This window comes from Gordonia aquimaris, assembly GCF_026262595.1.
Classification (GTDB): domain Bacteria; phylum Actinomycetota; class Actinomycetes; order Mycobacteriales; family Mycobacteriaceae; genus Gordonia; species Gordonia tangerina.
Window position 1 is genome coordinate 25,263 of the sequence record NZ_JAPKFM010000033.1, and the last position, 20,800, is coordinate 46,062.

Annotated in this window: 20 protein-coding genes; 16 read left to right on the forward strand and 4 right to left on the reverse strand. The window is 66.4% G+C overall.

The window, feature by feature from the left end; translation table 11 throughout:
• Positions 1 to 55: 55 nt before the first annotated feature.
• The 3 genes from OSB52_RS22305 to OSB52_RS22315 all read left to right on the forward strand — a co-directional run bounded on the left by OSB52_RS22305 (position 56) and on the right by OSB52_RS22315 (position 4,254).
• Positions 56 to 811 (forward strand): hypothetical protein, encoded by a 756-nt coding sequence (locus tag OSB52_RS22305; protein ID WP_266063562.1) that lies wholly within the window; start codon positions 56 to 58, stop codon positions 809 to 811.
• Positions 812 to 1,096: 285 nt separating this feature from the next.
• Entirely contained in the window at positions 1,097 to 3,268 is a 2,172-nt protein-coding gene (gene helR / locus OSB52_RS22310; protein WP_266063563.1) for an RNA polymerase recycling motor ATPase HelR, read from the forward strand.
• Positions 3,269 to 3,423: 155 nt separating this feature from the next.
• Positions 3,424 to 4,254, forward strand: coding sequence for an SDR family NAD(P)-dependent oxidoreductase (locus tag OSB52_RS22315; protein WP_266063564.1), 831 nt, complete (start codon positions 3,424 to 3,426; stop codon positions 4,252 to 4,254).
• A gap of 20 nt (positions 4,255 to 4,274) precedes the next feature.
• On the opposite strand, the gene OSB52_RS22320 is transcribed toward OSB52_RS22315, so the two are convergent.
• Positions 4,275 to 4,892 (reverse strand): transglycosylase SLT domain-containing protein, encoded by a 618-nt coding sequence (locus OSB52_RS22320; protein ID WP_266063565.1) that lies wholly within the window; start codon positions 4,890 to 4,892, stop codon positions 4,275 to 4,277.
• Positions 4,893 to 5,550: 658 nt separating this feature from the next.
• On the opposite strand from OSB52_RS22320, the gene OSB52_RS22325 reads away from it, so the two are divergent.
• The 6 genes from OSB52_RS22325 (at position 5,551) to OSB52_RS22345 (ending at position 10,545) form a co-directional block, all read left to right on the forward strand.
• The gene (locus OSB52_RS22325; protein ID WP_235726048.1) at positions 5,551 to 6,174 is read left to right on the forward strand and encodes an Rv1733c family protein; all 624 of its coding nucleotides are present in this window, start codon (positions 5,551 to 5,553) and stop codon (positions 6,172 to 6,174) included.
• A 91-nt stretch (positions 6,175 to 6,265) separates the two neighbouring features.
• Positions 6,266 to 6,874, forward strand: coding sequence for a TetR/AcrR family transcriptional regulator (locus OSB52_RS22330; RefSeq protein WP_235726047.1), 609 nt, complete (start codon positions 6,266 to 6,268; stop codon positions 6,872 to 6,874).
• A 117-nt stretch (positions 6,875 to 6,991) separates the two neighbouring features.
• Positions 6,992 to 8,341 (forward strand): flavin monoamine oxidase family protein, encoded by a 1,350-nt coding sequence (locus tag OSB52_RS22335; RefSeq protein ID WP_235726046.1) that lies wholly within the window; start codon positions 6,992 to 6,994, stop codon positions 8,339 to 8,341.
• A gap of 6 nt (positions 8,342 to 8,347) precedes the next feature.
• Positions 8,348 to 8,956 carry a flavin monoamine oxidase family protein gene (locus OSB52_RS25085; RefSeq protein WP_308203686.1) on the forward strand — a complete coding sequence of 203 codons (609 nt, stop codon included), beginning with the start codon at positions 8,348 to 8,350 and terminating at the stop codon, positions 8,954 to 8,956.
• Positions 8,953 to 9,651, forward strand: coding sequence for a flavin monoamine oxidase family protein (locus OSB52_RS25090; protein ID WP_308203687.1), 699 nt, complete (start codon positions 8,953 to 8,955; stop codon positions 9,649 to 9,651). The genes OSB52_RS25085 and OSB52_RS25090 overlap by 4 nt, the downstream gene beginning before the upstream one ends.
• Before the next feature lie 87 nt (positions 9,652 to 9,738).
• A complete protein-coding gene (locus OSB52_RS22345; RefSeq protein ID WP_266063566.1) occupies positions 9,739 to 10,545 on the forward strand; it encodes an SHOCT domain-containing protein in 807 nt (268 codons plus the stop codon).
• 22 nt (positions 10,546 to 10,567) lie between these two features.
• Here OSB52_RS22345 and OSB52_RS22350 read toward each other — a convergent pair whose 3' ends face one another.
• Positions 10,568 to 11,695, reverse strand: a complete 1,128-nt coding sequence (locus OSB52_RS22350) for a nitronate monooxygenase (RefSeq protein WP_266063567.1) — start codon at positions 11,693 to 11,695, stop codon at positions 10,568 to 10,570.
• A 148-nt stretch (positions 11,696 to 11,843) separates the two neighbouring features.
• Between OSB52_RS22350 and OSB52_RS22355 the strand changes: the two genes are divergently transcribed.
• From OSB52_RS22355 to OSB52_RS22365, 3 genes are all read left to right on the forward strand, one after another.
• Positions 11,844 to 12,671, forward strand: a complete 828-nt coding sequence (locus OSB52_RS22355; RefSeq protein ID WP_266063568.1) for an SDR family oxidoreductase — start codon at positions 11,844 to 11,846, stop codon at positions 12,669 to 12,671.
• A gap of 116 nt (positions 12,672 to 12,787) precedes the next feature.
• On the forward strand, positions 12,788 to 13,009 hold the full coding sequence (locus OSB52_RS22360) for a hypothetical protein (RefSeq protein WP_266063569.1): 222 nt from the start codon (positions 12,788 to 12,790) through the stop codon (positions 13,007 to 13,009).
• A 56-nt stretch (positions 13,010 to 13,065) separates the two neighbouring features.
• Positions 13,066 to 13,452 (forward strand): DUF2255 family protein, encoded by a 387-nt coding sequence (locus OSB52_RS22365; protein ID WP_235726040.1) that lies wholly within the window; start codon positions 13,066 to 13,068, stop codon positions 13,450 to 13,452.
• Between the two features lie 15 nt (positions 13,453 to 13,467).
• On the opposite strand, the gene OSB52_RS22370 is transcribed toward OSB52_RS22365, so the two are convergent.
• Positions 13,468 to 13,851 carry a type II toxin-antitoxin system death-on-curing family toxin gene (locus tag OSB52_RS22370; RefSeq protein ID WP_266063570.1) on the reverse strand — a complete coding sequence of 128 codons (384 nt, stop codon included), beginning with the start codon at positions 13,849 to 13,851 and terminating at the stop codon, positions 13,468 to 13,470.
• Positions 13,848 to 14,054 carry a CopG family transcriptional regulator gene (locus OSB52_RS22375; RefSeq protein ID WP_266063571.1) on the reverse strand — a complete coding sequence of 69 codons (207 nt, stop codon included), beginning with the start codon at positions 14,052 to 14,054 and terminating at the stop codon, positions 13,848 to 13,850. The genes OSB52_RS22370 and OSB52_RS22375 overlap by 4 nt, the downstream gene beginning before the upstream one ends.
• 106 nt (positions 14,055 to 14,160) lie before the next feature.
• Between OSB52_RS22375 and OSB52_RS22380 the strand changes: the two genes are divergently transcribed.
• The 4 genes from OSB52_RS22380 to OSB52_RS22395 are packed head-to-tail and all read left to right on the forward strand — an operon-like array spanning position 14,161 to position 20,720.
• Complete coding sequence (locus OSB52_RS22380) at positions 14,161 to 15,603, forward strand: DUF3375 domain-containing protein (RefSeq protein WP_266063572.1); 1,443 nt, start codon at positions 14,161 to 14,163, stop codon at positions 15,601 to 15,603.
• Positions 15,600 to 16,178 carry a DUF4194 domain-containing protein gene (locus OSB52_RS22385; RefSeq protein ID WP_266063573.1) on the forward strand — a complete coding sequence of 193 codons (579 nt, stop codon included), beginning with the start codon at positions 15,600 to 15,602 and terminating at the stop codon, positions 16,176 to 16,178. The genes OSB52_RS22380 and OSB52_RS22385 overlap by 4 nt, the downstream gene beginning before the upstream one ends.
• Positions 16,171 to 19,572 (forward strand): ATP-binding protein, encoded by a 3,402-nt coding sequence (locus tag OSB52_RS22390; protein WP_266063574.1) that lies wholly within the window; start codon positions 16,171 to 16,173, stop codon positions 19,570 to 19,572. The genes OSB52_RS22385 and OSB52_RS22390 overlap by 8 nt, the downstream gene beginning before the upstream one ends.
• Entirely contained in the window at positions 19,569 to 20,720 is a 1,152-nt protein-coding gene (locus OSB52_RS22395; RefSeq protein WP_266063575.1) for a Wadjet anti-phage system protein JetD domain-containing protein, read from the forward strand. The genes OSB52_RS22390 and OSB52_RS22395 overlap by 4 nt, the downstream gene beginning before the upstream one ends.
• Positions 20,721 to 20,800 lie beyond the last annotated feature (80 nt).

The following is a 20,800-nucleotide window of genomic DNA, read 5'->3' on the forward strand; positions in this document are numbered from 1 at the left end:
GCGCCTATCCTGCAGTCAAGCCGAGTGGGGGGCCGCCCGAAGGGATGGACCGCCGATGCGAACACATCGTCGCCATCGCGTACTCGCGCTGCTCGCCGCCGCCGTCACCGCGCTCACGCTCGGCGGATGCGGCAACACCCCCGACGACCCGGCACCGCGGGCCATACCCATGCCATCCGAGGACATCCCCAGCGGCTTCGACGTCACCTTCCGATGGTTGCCGAACGGCGTCTTCGACGTCTCCGGGCAGGAGGGCACATTCGTCCGGGCGTTCGTCGAATCCTTCGAACTCGCCAACGCCGGACGATCGGTGCAGTGGGGATATCGCGGGTTCGAGGAGGCCGCGCCCTCCAACATCGCCCAGATGATCGAGGTGTATCCGGCGGAGACCTCGGCTACGCATCCCGGTGTCGGGAGCGCGTTCTTCACGGGTCTGCGGCGTGTCGACGACGCCGACTGGACTCGGATCGTTCTGTGCCGCTATGGGTATCGGTCAGTTCAGGTCGCCGACGACGAGTGGTCGGGACGGCTGGATGCGCCCCGGCCGGTCGAGATCGACTTTAGGCGGGGCGGTGTGGTCCCACCGAGCAACATCCGCGGGACGGCCCGGACACCGCATGGCGACGTCTTCGGCGACTGGCATGTCACGCGCTACGACTTCGCCGCGATCTATCCCCACACCACCGCCGATGAAAGGGCATGTGCGGCGGGCACTCCGGCCGAAGTGCCGACGCATCTCCCCGCGCGGGCGACATCGCCACAACCACCGATGACACCGATTCCGGGTTGGTGGGCGTCCTCGCCCCTGTAAACCACCGCGGCCCCGGCCGACCGGCCGCACGACCCCGCCTCGTGAAGACCGCTCACGCTTCGGGCCCGATAGCCGGATTCCCCTGCCCCTTTCACGATACCGCGCGACCCGGGTCTTGCCGCAAGACCCGGGTCGACCTGCACAATGGTCGTCTCCGCCCCGCCCTGCCCGACGTCGCGGAGGTGTCAACCCCACGCCGACCCGTTCCCGACGTTGCGGTCCTGTGCCGAAACCGCAACTCCACCAACACCTGACCATGCCGGTCATACCTTCGGAGCCGCCCTAATGCCACCACGCAACCCCGAGACCCGTGACGTCGCCATCTTCCACACCGCCGATCCGACAAAGTCCACCCCGGAGGTCATCGCCGACGACGAGCGCCATTTCGCGACCATGTCGGTGAGCCTCGACGCACTCATCACCGACCTGTCCGATCGACTCGACGCCGTGCGCAGGACTGCCGGACGACGGGGAAAACAGGCGGTCGAACGTGACCTGGAGATCCACGAGTTGACCGGCCGCCTGCGCACCCTGCACCGCTTCCGGCTCGATCTCTGCCTCGGCCGAATCGTCGTAGCCGAACCGGACGGCACCACCGAGATCCACTACATCGGCCGGATCGGCCTCACCGACCGATCGGGACGGCAACTCCTCATCGACTGGCGCACACCGGCGGCCGCACCCTTCTTCTCAGCGACCCCGGCCCGGCCGATGGGGTTGGTCAGCCGCCGCCGGTACCGATGGGGGCGCGGCCGCATCGGCGACTTCTGGGACGAGGCGCTGCGCCCCGACGCCGCCACCGACCCGTCGCTGGTCCTCGACGCCGACTCCGCCTTCATCGCCGGCCTCGAGGCGAACCGATCACCCCGCATGCGTGACGTGCTGAGCACGATCGCCGCCGACCAGGACGCCATCGTGCGCGCGGACTCACGCGGCGCACTGGTGGTGGACGGCGGTCCCGGCACCGGCAAAACCGTCGTCGCGCTGCATCGTGCCGCATACTTGCTCTACGCCGATCCGCGACTGGCCGGCAATCAGGGCGGCGTCTTGGTGGTCGGCCCCCACGAGCCGTATCTGGGTTACGTCGCCGATGTCCTGCCGAGCCTGGGCGAAGAGGGCGTGCACACGGTGACCCTGCGTGACCTGCTGCCCGAAGGCGCGACAGCGGTGCCCGAGAGCGACCACGTTGTCGCCCGGTTGAAATCCTCGATGGCGCTGGTCGATGCCATCGAAGCGGCCGTACGCTTCTACGAGGCTCCGCCGACCGACTCGATGACCGTGGAAACCGATTGGGCCGACGTCGAGATCACCCGCGCCGAGTGGCTCGAGGCATTCGGGGCACCCGAGTCGGGCACACCGCACAACGAGGCTCGGGACGAGGTGTGGGCAGCGCTGGTGGACCTCGTCATCGCCAAACACGACGATGACGTGCCCGCCGAGCAACTGCGGAAGTCTTTGGCGGACAACGATGAACTCACCACAGCGGTGAACCGCGCATGGCCGATGCTGGACTACACCGATCTCGTGGGCGACCTCTGGTCGGTGCCTGCCTATCTCCGGCTGTGCGCCCCGCACCTGAGCCGCGCCGAGATCGCGGTGCTGCAACGATCCGACGCGGCCGCTTGGACGGAGTCGGATCTGCCGCTGCTCGACGCCGCGCGCCGACGGCTCGGCGACCCGATGGCTGCGCAGCGACGGCGGCGCACCGCGGCCGCCCGCCACACCGACCACCAACGGATGGATCGGGTGGTCGACGAGTTGTTGGCGTCCAACACCTATGACGACGGCGACGGACTGATGTCGATGTTGCGGAGCGTCGATCTGCGCGACATCCTCGGCGACGCCAACGCCACGTCGGACACCGAGGCGGTACCGCTGTCCGGCCCGTATGCGCACATCATCGTCGACGAAGCCCAGGAACTCACCGATGCCCAGTGGCAGATGCTGTTGGCGCGTTGCCCTTCTCGTAGCTTCACGGTCGTCGGCGATCGCGCCCAGGCGCGCGCCGGGTTTGCCGAGTCGTGGTCGCAGCGGCTGGCTCGCGTCGGGTTTCGTGACGTCCGGTCGGCGACATTGACGGTGAACTATCGCACGCCCGAGGAGATCATGGCCGAGGCGACGCCGGTGATCCGTGCGGCGCTGCCGGATGCCAACGTACCGAGATCGATCCGCGTCAGTGGCATTCCGGTCGTGACCGGCCCGGTGACCGAGCTGGATGAGGTTGTGGCCCGCTGGTCGGCGGCACACCACGAAGGGACCGCCTGTGTGATCGGCGCCCCCGACTTCGCCGCCTCCGGCCGCATCCGCTCACTGTCCCCGCAGCAGGCCAAGGGACTGGAGTTCGATCTGGTGGTGCTGGTGAACCCGGACGCGTTCGGCAGCGGACTCACCGGTGCGGTGGATCGCTATGTCGCGATGACACGCGCGACGCGGGAACTGGTGGTGCTGACCGATTGATCATCGTCATCCCAGGCGATCGGACGGTCGTCCGCCGACCAGCGCCGCGCCGCCATCGATTGTGGCCGATAGCCGCAATACCACCTCGGCCGTGACCGTCCGGTCCGTATTGTCGGCCGGGGGATCGTCGGAAACCGACCAGGAGGACTGAACTCTTGCCACAGCAGCGGACCATCGTGATCACCGGAGCCAGCGATGGGATCGGTGCAGTAACCGCGCGCGCACTCGCAGGCCCGGGTGTGGACCTCATCGTCGTGGGTCGCTCGGCGGACAAGACCGAGGCGGTCGCCGCGCAGGCCGGCGCCACCGCGTTGACCGCGGACTACGCCAAGCTCGACGACGTGCGCCGGCTCGCCGGTGAGATCCGCGACCGAGTCGGCTCGATCGACGTGCTGCTCAACAATGCGGGCGGAACCTTCGATCCGAAGAAGCGGACCGCCGACGGTCACGAACCGAACTTCCAGATCAACCACCTCGGCAGCTTCCTGCTGACCAACCTGCTGCACGATGCCCTCGCCGCCGACGGCGGTGGATTGGTGCTCAACACCTCTAGTATCGGCAATCTCGCCGGCCAGGTGGACCTCGACGACCTCGACTTCGACCGACGCCGAGCACTCGAGTTACGCTGCTACGGAACCGGAAAGCTGGAGAACATCCTCTTCACCCGCGGCATCGCCGATCGCTGGCGAGATGACGGAATCGTCTCTGCCGCAGTACACCCCGGACCTGCTGCGACGAGCTTCGGTCGCGATTCGTTCTTTGTCGGCCTGCTCTATCGCACACCGCTCAAGAAGGTCGGGACCATCACTCCCGAGCAGGGCGCCGAACCGTTGATCGCCCTGGCCAACCGGGGTGCCGACCCGACGATCAACGGCGTGTACTTCAGCCGTCACCGGGCGAATGGTCGAGAGAACCCGCAGGCGCGCAAGCAGGAACTCATCGACGGGTTGTGGGAGACCTCGGAGCGGTTGGTGGGCCTGAGCTGACGAACGCGTCGGACGAAACCTCAGTACGCCGAGCTGACGTTGTCCATCGACCCGTAGCGGTGGGCCGCGTAGTTGCAGGCCGCGACGATGTTGGAGACCGGGTTCCAGACGTCGAAAGCCGTTCCCTTGACGTGGTAGGCGGCGAAGGTCGGGTCGATCACCTGCAGCAAACCCTTCGACGGGATTCCTGCGGCGGCGTTGGAGTCATAGAGGTTGATGGCCTGCGGGTTTCCGGTCGACTCGCGCATGATGTTGCGATAGATACCGTCGTAGCTGCCGGGGATGTTGTTGGCCCGCATGATGTCGAGCGACTCACGAATCCAGCCATCGAGGTTGTCCGGATACACGGGCTTGGGTGCGGGCTTGGGCGCAGGTGCCGGAGCCGGCACCGGCGCGGGTGCCGGCGCAACAGCTGGGGTCGTGGTCGACGACTTCGCCGGGGTCTCGGCGTTGTCACCCAGGTCGATGGTGTGGGCGGTCTGCGTGATCGGCTGCTCCGCCCGGGCAGGCTCGTCCACAGCGATGGATCCTGCGGTCACCGCAGCGGCGATGGCCAGCGTTGCGGCGCCCACGACGTGGCTGGTCCGGGAGCGGGAGACGCCCCGGACACGACGAAGCGAAGTGGTGAAAACAGACATGTGAAGTGGTTCCTGATCGTTGCGGCCGCATGTCGGCCGGCAGCACTGCACATCCGGGGCACGCGTGGGCTCCCGGCTCGGTCAGCGCTGTGAGTGGACTTGTATGTGGACGACGTAGTCGTCGCGCGCATGGCGCAACACCCGGGCGAAGCGGGTTGTCTGGCGCAGATCGCTCAGACAGCGGCGGTGATGGCCCCGATGGCCAACACGAGTCCGCGGATTGCGCATGCGGTGCGGTTCCGCATAGCTATTCGACTTTCTCGTGCTGGGCAGACCGTCGCCTGCCTCGTGACAGGTAACAGATTGATATACATACCTGTGTGTTGTCCAAGTGAACGGCGATTAAAACGCTTGAAACCGGGAATATCTCCCGCCGCACGAACCGTCGTTTTGCCGCCCTGAGCTGGATATTCACACCCGGCGACGCCGGGTGACGTGTTTCACAAAGTCTGTCAACTCGAATCGCCGATTTGCGACCATTTCGTGATCAACGATGGCCGTCGGGTGTCCGAGCACCAGCGCGCCGCTTCAGCCCTTCACCCGAGCGCGACAGCCGGATCGGATATCGCGACGTCATCGGTGAGATCGTCCTGTGATGTTCATCCCTGTGAAGGACTCCCACTGGCATTCCGACCGAATCCGGTGCCACCATGAATAGGTGCGTCGTGCAACCAATCCGGCCCGGGGGCGAGTGTCACCGGCGCTGACGCCGCGCTGCTGGCCGATCGCACGACTCCTGAGTCGCAATCCACTGGTCCGGCGCAACGACCGCATCGAGGCCTTGACGCTCTGCCTGGCGACCGCGCTGGCGCTGGTGGCCATCCCGTTCTCGTTCCTCGTGCACAGCGAGGTCCATGCCGCGCAGACCGCCGCGATGGAACGCCAGGCCCAGACCATCCATACCGTCCAGGCCACCGCAGTCGACGACGCGTCCGCAATCGTCACCGAGGCCGGCGGTGGCGCGATGGTGACCGCACGATGGACCTACAACTCCGTGCCGCACAACGGCAGCGTCGATGTCGACGACGGCAGCATCAACGCCGGTGACCGTTTCGACCTGTGGGTCGACGACGCAGGTGACGCCACCCATGCCCCACTGACCGCAGTCGAGGCCGCGCTGGGTTCGGTGCTGACGGCGGTCGCCTTCTACCTGGCGGTTCTCTCCCTCATCGCCCTTCTCGTGTTTGGCGCCCGTGCCGTCCTCCGCCGATTCCGGCACCGGGCATGGGACATCGATCTGGAGCTTCTCACCGGCAGCGGCGGCGGACACCTCCACCGGTGAGCATCCCGCCACCCAATCTCCTGTGCTATTGCTGAGGCTGATCACAGCGGCCTCTCCACTATCGGCGGGGCACGTCGCCCGAAGGTGAGAGATGCCCTACGTCGAGTCATCGGTCCGTACCAGGCAGGCCGTCGCCGCGGCCCGCGCCGTCATGATGCGGGAGGGCATCACGCGGCTGACGATGCGTGCGGTGGCCAACGAGGCAGACATCCCGCTGGGCACTCTTCAGTACGTCTTCCCCAACAAGCTCGGCCTGCTGCACGCGGTCATCTCCGATGTCGTCGACGAAATCGCCGATGTGCTGCGCGACTCAGCCGACATCGACTCCGGCCTGGGCAACGCCATCGGCAACGGACTGCGCAACTTCTGGTCAGTGCTGGTGATCGACCATCGCGACCTCCAGCTGCTGCAGCTCGAGTTGGTCACCTACGCCTTGCGCACGCCTGGTCTCGAAGACCTGCCGCGCTGGCAGTACGAGCGGTATTGCCAGGTCGTCGAGGACTGGTGTCGGCGCGCGGCAGCCCGGGCGGACGAGACCGCAGCCGTGCCCTATGACCAACTCGCCCGCGTCTTGGTGGCCGGCATCGACGGCCTGATCGTCCAGCACGTCATCGCGCCGGATTCCGACCGGGCGAGCGCGGACGTGGAGGCCCTGATCCGGATGATCACCGACCTCGCGTCGGTGCGATCCGCCGGCTGAATCAACCCTTGTGGACCGATGTGACCTCCCCTACACTCGCTTCAAGTCATACGTATGACTGAGTTTGTGGCTCGGGTGCACATCCCCCCGAGCCGATCAGCGCCGAAAGGGAATCCCATGGATAACGTCGACGTGGTGGTGGTCGGAGCCGGGCTCGCCGGACTCAGCGCAGCGCGGTCACTGGTCGCCAACGGTCGCACTGTCGCAGTCCTCGAAGCGCGCGACCGGGTTGCCGGCCGCACCTTCGGTGGGGCGCTCGCGAACGGGGTACCGGTGGAGCTGGGCGGACAGTGGGTGGGGCCCACCCAGGATGCCGTCCTCGAACTGATCGACGAGCTCGGCCTCGAGACGTTCCGCACCTACGACGACGGCGACTCGCTGACTGTTTACGACGGAGCGGTCGTGCGATATGCCGACGACACCTTCGGGCTTCCGATGGAGTCGGCTGTGGAGGTCGGGCGACTCTGGGAGGAGATCACCACGCTGGCCGAAACGGTCTTGACGTCAGCCCCCTGGGAGACGACCGACGCAGACTACTTGGACCGCCGAACACTCGACGAATGGTTGCGCACCAACACCTCCGACACGCTTGCACTACGCTTGTTCCGCGTCCTGGTACCGGCACTGTTCTCCGCGGAGACACCGGAGCTCTCGCTGCTGCACTTCCTGTTCTATGTGAAGTCGGGAACCAGCCTCGAGTCCCTGGTCACGACGACCGGTGGCGCCCAGGAGTCACGGGTTGTCGGTGGGACACATCGCATCTCGGAGCGGATGGCCGAGGACCTCGGTGACCGGGTCCGCCTGCGCACCGTGGTGCGTGACATCCGAGCGGACACCGACGGCGTGGTGGTCGGTTTCGCGGGCGGCGAGATTCACGGGAAGCACGTGATCGTCGCAGTCCCCCAGACCCTGGCCGGTCGCATTCGCTACACCCCGCCATTGCCTGCCGCCAGAGACGCACTGACCCAACAGATCCCGGCCGGTTCGGTGATCAAGTTCCACGTGGCCTACCCGACACCGTTCTGGCGCGAGGAGGGACTCAACGGATTCGTGCTGAGCCTCGACGATGAGTTCAACGTGACCCTGGACAACTCCCCAGCGGACGGATCATGCGGCGTCATCGTCGGTTTCCTCGAGGGCGCACACGCTCGTCGTGCCGCGGAACTCTCCGCCGACGAGCGGCGCGACCGGATCGTCGGCAACCTCGTCACCTACTTCGGCGCACGAGCCGCCGGGCCCACCGAGGTAATCGAACAGGACTGGACCGCAGAGGAGTTCACCCGCGGATGCTATGGCGGCCGACTCGGCGCCGGCGTGTGGACGCAGTACGGCCGCGTGCTCGCGGCACCGGTCGGTCGGATCCACTGGGCCGGTGCGGAAACCTCCGATGTGTGGAACGGGTACATGGACGGCGCGATCCGATCCGGCCGACGCGCCGCGGTCGAAATCCTGGCCGGTGAGGACTGAGCGGCGATGACGGAACCGGCTCAGATCCACACGACCGTGGCCATCGTCGGGGCGGGACTCTCGGGACTGACGGCCGCGACCGAACTACACCGGCGCGGCGTCGACGTCGTGATTCTGGAGGCGGCCGATCGAGTGGGTGGCCGGGCATTCAGTGCGACATCGATTTTCGGTTCTCGTCTGGACCTCGGCGGCCAGTGGGTCGGCCACGGACACGACCGGTTGACGCGGCTCGCGGCGGACTGCAACGCCACAGTGTTTCCGATGCGCACGGGTCGGATACCGGTGATTGTGGACGGCCCGCGGACGGTGTCGGCGGCGTCTGGGTCGGTGCTGACCGCAGCGGCGGCACTGACCATCGTGGGTACCCTCGCCAGACTCGGGATGCCAGAGCGCTGGAACTCGTCAAGCGTCGCCGGATGGATTCGCCGCGTGCCTGGTCGACGCGCCCGGCGGTTACTCGAGGTCATCGCTGCGGTGGCGTCCACCGCCGACACCGACCGACTCTCCGTTCACGCACTCACCCGGATGATCAGTCACGAGGGCGGATTGACCGGCATGCTGTCGAGCAGCGGCGGCGCTCAGGAGTCATTGGTACTCGAGGGCGCGGCACCCTGACCGACACCTTGGCCGAGGAACTCGGCTCTCGGGTACACACCGGCTGTCGGGTGACCGCGATCTCGCAAACCGCGGATTCCGCGACTCTGCGCACGCACGCCCTCACCGTGGTCGCCGACAGGGTCGTCGTCGCCGTCCCGCCGCCCGTGGTCGCGTCCATCGACATGGACCCAGCGCTTCCGCCGACCCGCATTGCTCTGCAGCACAACACCTACATGGGTTCGGTCTACAAGGCCATCGCGGTGTATCCGCGACCGTTCTGGCACGCACGTTCCGGAGCCGAGTTCATGATGCTCGGACACCCCGGCGCAGCGGTCTACGACACCACGGCACCGGAGGGTCCGGGTCATCTCTGCTTGCTGGTCGCCGGCCCGGAGGCGCGTGAGCTCGACGAGCTGACCACCGAGCAGCGACAAGGCGCGCTCCTCGGGGCGTTGGCGGCCCACCTCGGGCCGGAGGTCACCGCGCCGTCCGACTGGCACGAGAAATCATGGCACCTCGACGAGTTTGTGGGCGGCGGCTATCTGGCACTGCCACATATCGGCACCACCGAGGGATTCCTCCCGATGCCATCCGACCCGGTCGGTCGCCTGCACTGGGCCGGAACCGAGACCGCCCGTGAGCACGCCGGCTACCTGGAAGGTGCCATCGAATCGGGTCACCGGGTCGCCGGTGAAGTGCTCTCAACCCTCTGACCGGGGTCGAAGCGTCGTCGGCCGATGCGCACCACACCGATCCCTGTACCCTCGGATCCGGCATCGCCCGACGAAGGAATCACCGACATGAACCAGGCCCTGACCCCTGAAGCCGACGCAGCAGTCAATGATGTGGCACAACGCCACGGTCTCTCACGCGATGCGGTCGTGTCCATGCTGGTGGCCGTCAACGCAGGTGGGGGCACGATGGCCCAGTTCTCGGTCCCCGAGTTGGGCGGTTCCGGCCAGTGGATGCGCGGCGGGATGACGATGGTCGGCAACATGTTCGACAATGCACTCAAGGCGCGCGTCGACGCACTGTGCAACGAGCTGTCCCAGTTGCTGGCCACGACCCAGGTTTTCCCGGCGCTGCCGGCCGGCAGCGCCGGCGTGTTCGGGTCCAACAACTGGTGGCCGGCCGAACTCGGGGTGCCGAGTTCGACCGGTGGACAGAACCAATCTCGCTACGCGATTTTCCCGAGTACCCGCCGACTGGCCGTCGACACCTCCGGCGTGGTCCGCATTTTCGACACCGGCGACCACAACATCGGGGGCGTGCAACAGCAGCAAGGCGGGCCGGCGGGATCGTTGCTGTTCACCAGCCAGTACGGAACCTTCGACGTCTCCAGTCTGCCGGAGGTGGGCATCGGGGCACCCGCCGCCGGGTCTGTCGATGCACCGGTACAGGACAATCCGTCGCAGCAACCGTCGAACTCCGCGCACTCGGCTCCGCAGCAGGATTCGACGTACCCTGCCCCCTCCGCCGGTGAGGACCCCGGCGATTCGACCGCGATCATCAACGCGATCGAGTCACTGGCCGGACTTCATCAGCGCGGCATCCTCTCCGACGAGGAATTCGCCGCCAAGAAGGCAGAACTGCTCGGCCGCCTCTGAGCCTCACCTGCTCCCCGGGGGATCAGGGGGCGACGTTGGCCAGTGCATCCAATGACGACGTTGCGTCGATGTATTCCTGCACCCATCGTTCGATGACCGCCGACGACTTCTCCACCTTCTGGAACTGCCCGACCACCTGGCCGACCGGGTTGAAGGCGACATCGATGCTCTCGTCGGGATGTTTGTGGGTAGCGGCGACCGCCATCCCGGACACCATGTACTGCAACGGCATTCCCAGCGGGTCGGGGGTGTTGGGGTCTTCCCACGCCTCGGTCCAGTCGTTCCGTAACATCCGGCACGGTTTGCCGGTGAACGAGCGGCTGCGCACCGTGTCACGGCTACCCGCGTCGATGTAGGCCTTCTGCTGGATCGGAGTGTTCTCCGACTCCTCCACCATCAGCCACTGCGATCCGGTCCATGCTCCCTGGGTGCCGAGTGCAAGTGCGGCGGCGATCTGCTGTCCGCTGCCGATGCCGCCCGCCGCCAACACGGGGCGCGGTGCGACAGCCTTGACGACCTGCGGCCACAGCACGATCGAACCGACCTCACCGCAGTGGCCACCGCCTTCGCCGCCTTGGGCGATGATGATGTCCACGTCGGCCTCGGCGTGCTTGAGCGCCTGCTGCGGAGAGCCGCACAGCGCCGCCACCTTGCGTCCGGAATCGTGGATCTTCTGGATCATGTCGGGCGGCGGGGTGCCGAGCGCGTTGGCGATGAGCTTGACTTTCGGGTGCTGCAGCGCGATTTCCACCTGCGGCGTCGCGGTGGCCTCGGTCCAACCGAGTAGCTGCAGGGAATTGTCGTCATCCTCGTTGAGCGGGACGCCGTGGTCGAGCAGCAGCTTGCGACCGAAGTCGAGGGTCTCGGCAGGCACCATCGACTGGAGCATCGTAGTGAGCTCCTCGGTCGACATGTTGGCGTCCATGCCCTCGTACTTGTTGGGGATCACGATGTCGACACCATAGGGGTGATCGCCGATGTGGTCGTCGATCCAGTTCAATTCGATCTCGAGTTGTTCGGGCGTGAAGCCGACCGCACCCAGTACGCCGAAACCACCGGCCTTGCTGACAGCAACCACCACGTCGCGGCAGTGGGTGAATGCGAAAATCGGGAACTCGATACCGAGCTCATCGCAGATCGGGGTGTGCATGCGTACTCCTTCGGCACCGAAACCTTACTAGAACCTGTTCTTGTTTTGATACTAGACCGCCCACGCGGCAGCAGGCACACGATGTGTCGATTCGGTGCAATGGACGTTGACGCCAGCGATGGAACACGTTCTAATGCGTCGGGTGGACATGACAGGAAAATCGGTCCTGGTGACCGGCGGCGGTACCGGCATTGGCGCGGGAATCGCATCCGTGTTGGTCAAGTGCGGCGCCACCGTCACCATCGTCGGTCGCACTGCCGAGCGTCTCGAGAACACGGCAGCGAAACTGAACGCGTCGTCGGGACGTGCCTCCGTGCACACCCATGTCGCTGACGTCACGGACGAGGAGCAGATCGCGGAAGCGGTCCGAACCGCGAGTGGTCGTGGCGGCCTGCACGGCGCGGTGGCCTGCGCCGGCGGCAGCGAGACGATCGGCCCGATCACCCAGATGGACTCGGACGCCTGGAAGCGTACCGTCGACCTCAACGTCAACGGGACCATGTTCACGCTTAAACACTCCGCGCGCGAACTGGTTCGAGCCGGCGGCGGCTCGTTTGTCGCGATCTCGTCGATCGCCGCGAGCAATACTCATCGGTGGTTCGGCGCCTACGGGGTCACCAAGTCCGCGGTGGACCACATGGTGGCCTTGGCCGCCGACGAGTTGGGCACAAGTGGTGTGCGGGTCAACGGGATACGGCCCGGCCTGGTGCGCACCGACCTGGTGGCCGCAGTGCTCGACGACGAATCACTCAGCGGGGACTACCGCATCAACACCCCGCTGCCCCGGATCGGCGAGGTCGACGACATCGGCTGGATGGCGGCGTTTCTGCTCAGCGAGCGTTCTGGCTGGATCACCGGGCAGGTGATCAATGTCGATGGCGGTCAAATGCTGCGCCGCGGACCGGATTTCAGTTCGATGCTGGAACCGCTGTTCGGCACCGACGGGTTGCGCGGGGTCGTCGAGGAATCGTCCTGACGCGCATCGCTCCTCGGCACTGGCCGACGCCACTCGGTAGTGCGGCCCGCCGAAATCACCCATTGCCACACCGATATCGGCATCCTGGAGTGGTCGTCACGTCAGGAAGGTGACCGATGGGCGAACTCGACAACACGGTGAACGTGGTGATGCTGCTCCTGGTTCTCGGTACTGGCATCGCGGCCACCGCGTGCGCGATCGCGGCCGCGTACGTCTACCTGCGTCCGGGTCGCGACCGCTCCGCCGGCGATCGACTCGGCAAGCGGTGGTTGGTGGCGACCGCGATCCTCGGGTTCACCGCCATCGGTTTGCGGTTCGTGTGGGTGCTGCTGCTCTGACTGTCGCGCACATCGGAGCCACCTGCACGTCGTCCGGCGGTCGGTAACCTGACGGCATGAGCGGACGCTGGTCGCTGGACATGTTGTCGACCGTCGAGGCCATGCGGGAATTGGAGATCGCCGCACGCCGCCCCGATGGCCGATTGCTGCGCTTCACGCCAGTCTGGGTGGTGCGGTCCGAGGACGCCGTCTATGTCCGCACCTGGTATCGGCGCGAGTCCGGTTGGTATGGCCACGCATCGGCTTCCGGCATGGCTCGCGTGCGGCTCGGCGCGGACGAGCTCGACGTATCAGTCACCGACGTAGGTGCGCTCGTCGGCCGACTTCGGGAAGCGGTCGACGCGTCGTATCACGCGAAGTACGGAGGGCCCGGATCCGGCTCGGTCGACCGGATGGTGGGCGACGAGGCAGCACAGACGACGCTGCGGTTGATGCCTGTGTAGGCGATGCTGCCCCGGTCACGGGCTACGTTGACTCCAGGTCCGCAGCTGATCTGCGATGCGATCAAGTGCGTCCACGCCACCGGTCGCCACGTCGATGACGAATGCGAAACGGTCATTCTCCGACGCCGTGATCCACTGCCCGTTCATGCCCAGAAATGTCAGGCACACCGCCCAGGCAGTTCGCTTGTTGCCATCGACGAGCGCGTGGTTGCGCGTCAACGACTGCACCAGCGCCGCAGCCTTCAGATGAATGTCGGGGTACGCGTCCTCGCCGAAGAGGGATGCGCGAGGCCGGGCCAGTGCGGACTCGAGCAGTCCGTAGTCGCGAATGTCGGGAGGTGCGCCGAGTGCGAGTCTCGCTATCTCGAGTACGTCTTCGAGGTCGAGATACTCGGTCATGCGTCCTTGAGCCGCTCCAACACGCCCGCTTCTTCGCTGACAACCCGACGCGCAACCGCGCTTACCTTCGCCTTGTGTTCGCGTCGCGCGATGTACTCGTCGATCGCCGACAGCGCGACCGCTTGCATGGAACGGCCTTCGGCTTCGGCCTGTCGCCGCAAGGCCTCTGTCTGCGCCTCACTGGTCCGCAATGTCATACCCACCCCCGAGACGATACCAGTGTGATACCACCCCCTTGGATCGAGCACTGATCAATGACGTACCAGACGTCGGCCTCTACCTGTCGGCCCCATTGCCTACCCTTGACCCGTGGACTTCGACGCATTCGGCAGCCTATGGGATCGCCATCCCGCCTGGCGGCTGCTACGTGCGCACAACTCCCCGCTCCTCCTCACGTTCCTCGGGAACTACTTCGTGGAAGGCAATCGCGGGGCGAGCTCGGCAAGTGCCCTGGCCACCGCGCTGGACGACCTGTTGTATGACCTCAACGGCGCGTCACCGGCCGAGGACGGCCAGCCTCGTTTCCCGAAGGAACCGCGCGCCTACCTCGAGGACTGGGCCGCCACCGAGGCGGGGTTCCTGCGCCGCTTCTACCCGCCCGGCGACGACGAGGTCCACTACGAGGTGACCCCCGCCTTCGAAAAGGCCTACGCGTGGGTGGTGTCGCTGCAGGGCCGCTCGTTTGTGGGCACCGAATCGCGGCTGCACACCGTCGTCGAACTGCTGCGACAGATCGTGCACGGCACCGAGGCCGACCCGGAGATCCGGCTGGCCGAGCTGCGTCGCCGTCGCGCCGAGATCGACGCCGAGATCGAGGCGGTCGAATCCGGCGACGTCTCGGTGCTCGATGAGACCGGCGTTCGCGACCGCTACCAGCAGATGTCGGCGACCGCGCGTGAACTCCTCTCCGACTTTCGGGAGGTCGAGGACAACTTCCGACTCCTCGACCGCGCCGCCCGCGAGAAGATCGCGTCCTGGGACGGCCCCAAGGGTGAATTGCTCGCCGAGCTGGTGGGCAGCCGCTCGGAGATCGCCGGTTCCGACCAGGGCCGCAGCTTCGCGTCGTTCTACGAGTTCCTGCTCTCCGACGCCCGGCAGACCGAGCTGTCCGACCTACTGGCCACGGTGTCCTCGCTGGACATCGTCGATGCCGACCGCCGCATCCGCGGCATCCACCACGACTGGTCGGAAGCCGCCGACCGCACGCAACGCACCGTGCGCCAGATCTCCGAACAACTGCGGCGGTTCCTCGACGATCAGGTATGGCTGGAGAACCGCCGCGTCCTCGACCTCGTTCGATCAGTGGAGGCGACCGCCCTCGAGATCCGCGGCCGGGAACCACGTTTCGGACTCGAAGTCGATCAGCCTGGTATCGAGATCGTTTTACCCTTCGAGCGACCGCTGTACCAGCAGCCCGCTGCGGTGACCGTGGAGAGCACCATCGATGAGACCACCGAACAAGTCGATGCGGACCTGCTGTTCACCCAGACGTTCGTCGACCAGGCCCGGCTGGCCGCCAACATCCGCGCCATCCTGCCGGAGCGATCGTCGGCGTTGCTGTCCGACGTCATCGACATGTACCCGATCGAGCAGGGTGCGGCCGAGATCGTCGGCTACCTTGCACTCAACGACGACGACGTCAGCGTCGACATCGATGACACCGACGAGACGCTGCTGGAATACCCCGACCCCGACGATCCCGAGACCACCAAACGGGCACGGCTACCGAGAGTCACGGTGAGACGACGATGACCGACGAACGCACCGTCGCGAGCGCGATCATCCGGCTGATGCAGGGTGTGGTGTATCGCGAGTCCGACGAGGACACCTGGGGCACCCTCGAACGCTCGGGCGCCGGCGTGCGCGATCACTTCGCCACCATCGGCGTCGACGTGGTGGTCGACGATTCCGAAGGTTACGCCTATCTGCGGTCACGCCCGGAAGAAGAAGGTGACGAACCACTACCGAGGCTGGTGCGTCGACGTGCGTTGACCTACAACGTGAGCCTGCTGCTGGTGTTGCTGCGTAAACGGTTGTTGGAGTTCGAGATCACCGGCGGTGAAGGACGACTCGTACTGTCGACCGAGCAGATCGTGGAGATGCTGCGGCTGTTCCAAGCCGAATCCACCAACGAGGCGCGGCTGGTCGACCAGGCGGAGACGACGATCAAGAAGACCGTCGAACTCGGTTTCCTGCGACAGCTACGCGGGCAGACCGACCAGTGGGAGGTCCGGCGCATCATCAAGGCCTACATCGACGCGCAAACTCTGTCGGACTTCGCCGGCAAGTTGCGCGAGTATGCCGGAACGGCGCGCGCCGATGAGTGAGGGGCTGTTCTCGTCGGTCGAACTCGCCGCCCCGAACGGCGGGGCCGGGTTCCGGCTACAGCATGTCGAGGTGTTGAACTGGGGCACCTTCGATCGGCAGGTGTGGCGGCTGACGCCCAACACCGACACCGCGCTGTTGACCGGCGACATCGGTTCGGGCAAGTCCACATTGGTCGATGCGGTGACCACGCTGCTGATGCCGGCACACAAGATCGCCTACAACAAGGCCGCCGGCGCCGAGGCCAAAGAACGCACACTGCGCTCCTATGTCGAGGGCCACTACAAGTCGGAGCGCCAAGAGGCGACCGGCCGGTCCCGCGCCAAAGGGTTGCGGCAAGACCGCAGCACCTACTCGGTGATCCTCGGCGTATTCACCAACCCCGGCTACGACGAAACCGTCACCCTCGCACAGGTGTTCCAGCAGCGCGACAGCGCCGGACAACCGTATCGCTTCTACGTCACCGCGACCAAGCAGCTCGCCATCGCCACCGACTTCGCCGACTTCGGTTCCGACCTTCGTGACCTGCGCAAGCGGCTGCGCTCCGGTGGCGCCGACGTGGTGGACGAGTTCCCCAAGTACTCGACGTCGCTGCGGCGGCTACTCGGTATCCGCTCCGAGCAGGCCCTCGAACTGCTGCATCAGACCGTGTCGATGAAGTCGGTGGGCAATCTCAACGACTTCGTCCGCGGCCACATGCTCGAACCCAGCGACTCCACCGACCGGGTTCGCGACATCATCGCCCATTTCGACGACCTGACCAAGGCGTACGACGCGGTCAAACGAGCCCGCGAACAGCTCGAGGCGCTCGATCCGATCGTGGCGACGGCGCAGAAATACAATGCGGCGCTGGCCGAGCGGGATGCTCTCGACCTGCAGCGCGCGGCGGTGCGATTGTTCATCGCCGAACACCGCTCTGGGCTGCTCGCCGGCGAGATCGCCACCCTGACCGCCGAGGGTGAACGCCTGCTGCGCGAGCAGGACGACGCCAAAGCGCAGCAACGCAATCTGAGCCGCGAACGCGAGTCACTCATCGAGGAACGCGCCCGGGCCGGCGGCGACCGGGTCGGCGAGTTGGAACGCCTCGCCGCCGTTGCCCGCGATGACGTGCGCAAACGCCGGCACGGCCGCACCTTGTTCGATTCAACGGTCGCCGATGCCGCGTTCGAGCCGGTCACCAGCGGTGAACAGTTCACCGCGCTGCGCGGACTCATCGCCGACGAACGGCCGCGGCTGGCCGAGACGAAACGCACGTTGGACGCGTCGACCGCCGACGCGATCGGACGCGAGAAGGACACCGCCCGCAGGTGTGACGCCATCCGCGACGAACTCGACGACCTCGCCAACCGCACCAGCAATTTGCCACCCGATCAGGTGCAGCTGCGCGATCAGCTGTGTACCGATCTGGGGCTGACGCACGACGATCTTCCCTATGCCGGTGAGCTTCTCGACGTCGACGAGGAGCACGCGGAATGGCGGGGCGCGGCCGAGCGGGTGCTGCGCGGCTTCGCATTGTCGCTACTGGTGCCGCAACAGCACTACGAGGCGGTCACGCAGTGGGTCAACGGCCGACGGCTCACCTTCCAGGGCGCCGGTGGGCGCACCGTCGGCGCGAAACTCGTCTACGAGCGGGTGCCTGCGCGGCGGGTTCCTTTGCAGCGTCAGGATTCTGGAACGTTGCTGCTCGCCGACTGTCTGGAGATCAAACAGGGCCCGTTCGAAGACTACCTGCGCGACGAACTGATCAAACGCGCCGACCATCAGTGCGCGGCAACACTCGAGGAGTTCCGCGCGGCGAAGAGGGCGGTCACCCGCGAGGGCCAGGTCCGCTCCGGCGGACGGCACGAGAAAGACGACCGGCACCGCGTCGACGACCCGCGCCGCTGGGTGCTGGGCTGGGCCAACGAACGTAAGATCGCCGCGTTGCGTGAGGATCTCGACGACCTGGACCGTCAGCGGTCGGCGGCCGCCGCCGAGGTGGTCTCGCTGTCGGAGGAACGGGATGCGCTGCAGACGCGACGCGAAGCGCTCGCCCGGCTCGACGGCTTCCACTCGTGGGCCGACCTCGACGTCGAGGAAGCCCAACGCCGCGCCGACGAGTGCGAGGCCGAACAGGCCCGGCTGGAGTCGGGTTCCTCACGGCTGCAGGAGATCACGACGGCGCTGGAACGCAATGCCGAACTCGCGACCACCGCGAACGCCACCATCGACGACCTCACCGGCAAGCTCGCCACCACCGCCGCGACCCGACATCGCGCGGAGCAGGACAAGAAGAGTGACGACGAGTTCATCTCCGGACACACCGACACCGATCTCGCGACGGCCCGCGCCTCCTACGACGCGCTGACCCAACGGCTCACCGGTACGCTGCCGACCCGCGCCGCCGATTGTGCCGCTGCGGAGAATTCGCTGTCGTCCACATTGCATCAGCGGATCGAGCGATTGACCCGCGAACTCGGCGGGTTCGGGCAGAGCCTGGCCCAGCAGATGGCCGAGGTGCTGCGCCGCTGGCCCGACCTGCGCGCCGACATGGACGCCAGCGTCGATGCCCGCGCCGACTTCGTCGCGTTCCGGGAGCGTGTCGCCACCGACGATCTGCCGCGGTTCGAGTTCGAGTTCAAGGAACAGCTGAACAAGAATGCCATCCAGGAGCTCGCCGGCTTCAACAACTGGCTGCACCGGCAGGCCGCCTCCATCGACGAGCGCGTTGCCCGCATCAACGAGGCGTTGGGCGCCGTACCCTACAACCCCGGCCGATACATCCGGCTGGAGCGGGAGTCCACCACGAATCAGGATGTGGCACAGTTCCGTTCCGATCTACGCAACCTGACCAACGACACCCTCGCCGTCGACGGTGACCAGTACTCCGAGCAACGCTTCCTGGACGTCAAGCGGATCATCGAACGGTTCCGCGGCCGCGACGGGCACGCCGATTCCGACAAGAACTGGACCCGACGCGTCACCGATGTCCGCAACTGGTTCGTGTTCTCCGCATCCGAACGCGACGTCGACACCGACGTGGAGTGGGAGCACTACAGCGACTCCGACGGCAAATCCGGTGGACAGAAGGAGAAGCTCGCCTACACCATCCTCGCGGCGTCGCTGGCGTATCAGTTCGGGTTGGAGTGGGGTGTGGAGAAATCCCGCGACTTCCGGTTCGCGGTGATCGACGAGGCCTTCGGTCGCGGTTCGGACATCTCGACCCGATACGCATTGGATCTGTTCGCGAAACTCGGCCTCCAGTTGCTCATCGTGACCCCGTTGCAGAAGGTGCACGTGATCGAGCCGTATGTGAAAGCCATCGGCTTCGTCGACAACCCGACCGGCACCTTCTCCCGCCTGCAGACGATGACGATCGAGGAGTACCGGTCGCGCCGCGACGGACGACTGAAGTGAGCCGACGCTGGACCACCCCCGACGACATCGCCGCCAAGGTCCGACGCCGGTGGGATGACGGATCGCTGCTGCGGTCTCATGCCAACCGAGAACCGTTCGATCCCATCGTGATTGCACTGCGCGGGCCGACGGCGTCGGAGATCGGCGCGGACCTCGGCTCCGCCCGCGACTGGGTGACGGCCCTGGACACGGGACGCCGCGACGATCGGCGCTATGCGCTGCAGTGGCAGTCGGTCGGTGGGCGCCATGTCGGCCGCAACCAACTGCCGGCCCGCGCGGTGGTGTCCTCGTTCGAGCAGGCGTGGACAGCACTGGGTGTGACGGCGACTGTCCGGCGGTACGACGAGCTCCTCGATCTCGCCGCCGAACACCCGGCGGTCCGCACGTGGATGATCCGATATCCCTTGCGCGCACTGGAATTGGCAGACGAGATGCCGCGTCTGATCGCCGCGCACGCGTGGCTCGACGAGCACCGCTCCTCTCACCGGTACCTGCGAGAGATCAGCGCGCCCGGTGTGGACACCAAGTTCGCCGAACGGCACCGTGCGGTCCTTGCCGCGATGCTCGGCGTGTCGACGTCGGCGTCGGGCTTCCTGGCTGATCTCGGCCTGCACGGCAAGCCCGAGTTCGTGCGCCTGCGGTTCGCGGCGTCGGTGGGGTTGCCCGCGCCGCTGACCGAGCTGACGGCGCGCGCCGACGAACTCGCGCGGCTCGAGCTGCGGCCACGCAGTGCACTCGTGATCGAGAACGAGATCACCTATCTGAGTGTCGATGTCCCCGACGACGGTGTGGTGCTGTGGGGCAAGGGTTTCGAGGTGGATCGAATCGGGCGCCTGCCCTGGCTTGCCGACACACCCATTCGCTACTGGGGCGACCTGGACACCCACGGCTTCGCGATCCTCGACCGCATGCGTGCCTGGCTGCCGCAGACCGAGTCGGTGCTGATGGATCGGGAAACCCTACTCTCCCATCGGGACCGCTGGGTCACCGAACAACGCCCCGCGTCGTCGGATCTCACGCATCTGACCCGTGGCGAGCACGAGCTCTACACCGACCTCGTCACCGACGCCCTCGGCGAGCGTGTGCGACTTGAACAGGAACGCATCGATTGGTCCTGGGTCCGGCGATGTCTCTCTGCCGCCGGGTGATCGTTCCCACACCGAGGAAGGCAAGGGGTGGATTTCGCGCCCGTCGAACCGTGAGACGTGGGGTCGTCGCGCGTCCTTCG

Coding starts and splice junctions, on each gene's coding strand:
- OSB52_RS22305 (WP_266063562.1), top strand. CDS start 56: ATGCGAACACATCGTCGCCATCGCGTACTCGCGCTGCTCGCCGCCGCC.
- helR (WP_266063563.1), top strand. CDS start 1,097: ATGCCACCACGCAACCCCGAGACCCGTGACGTCGCCATCTTCCACACC.
- OSB52_RS22320 (WP_266063565.1), bottom strand. CDS start 4,892: ATGTCTGTTTTCACCACTTCGCTTCGTCGTGTCCGGGGCGTCTCCCGC.
- OSB52_RS22330 (WP_235726047.1), top strand. CDS start 6,266: ATGCCCTACGTCGAGTCATCGGTCCGTACCAGGCAGGCCGTCGCCGCG.
- OSB52_RS22335 (WP_235726046.1), top strand. CDS start 6,992: ATGGATAACGTCGACGTGGTGGTGGTCGGAGCCGGGCTCGCCGGACTC.
- OSB52_RS25085 (WP_308203686.1), top strand. CDS start 8,348: ATGACGGAACCGGCTCAGATCCACACGACCGTGGCCATCGTCGGGGCG.
- OSB52_RS22345 (WP_266063566.1), top strand. CDS start 9,739: ATGAACCAGGCCCTGACCCCTGAAGCCGACGCAGCAGTCAATGATGTG.
- OSB52_RS22350 (WP_266063567.1), bottom strand. CDS start 11,695: ATGCACACCCCGATCTGCGATGAGCTCGGTATCGAGTTCCCGATTTTC.
- OSB52_RS22355 (WP_266063568.1), top strand. CDS start 11,844: ATGACAGGAAAATCGGTCCTGGTGACCGGCGGCGGTACCGGCATTGGC.
- OSB52_RS22360 (WP_266063569.1), top strand. CDS start 12,788: ATGGGCGAACTCGACAACACGGTGAACGTGGTGATGCTGCTCCTGGTT.
- OSB52_RS22365 (WP_235726040.1), top strand. CDS start 13,066: ATGAGCGGACGCTGGTCGCTGGACATGTTGTCGACCGTCGAGGCCATG.
- OSB52_RS22370 (WP_266063570.1), bottom strand. CDS start 13,851: ATGACCGAGTATCTCGACCTCGAAGACGTACTCGAGATAGCGAGACTC.
- OSB52_RS22385 (WP_266063573.1), top strand. CDS start 15,600: ATGACCGACGAACGCACCGTCGCGAGCGCGATCATCCGGCTGATGCAG.
- OSB52_RS22390 (WP_266063574.1), top strand. CDS start 16,171: ATGAGTGAGGGGCTGTTCTCGTCGGTCGAACTCGCCGCCCCGAACGGC.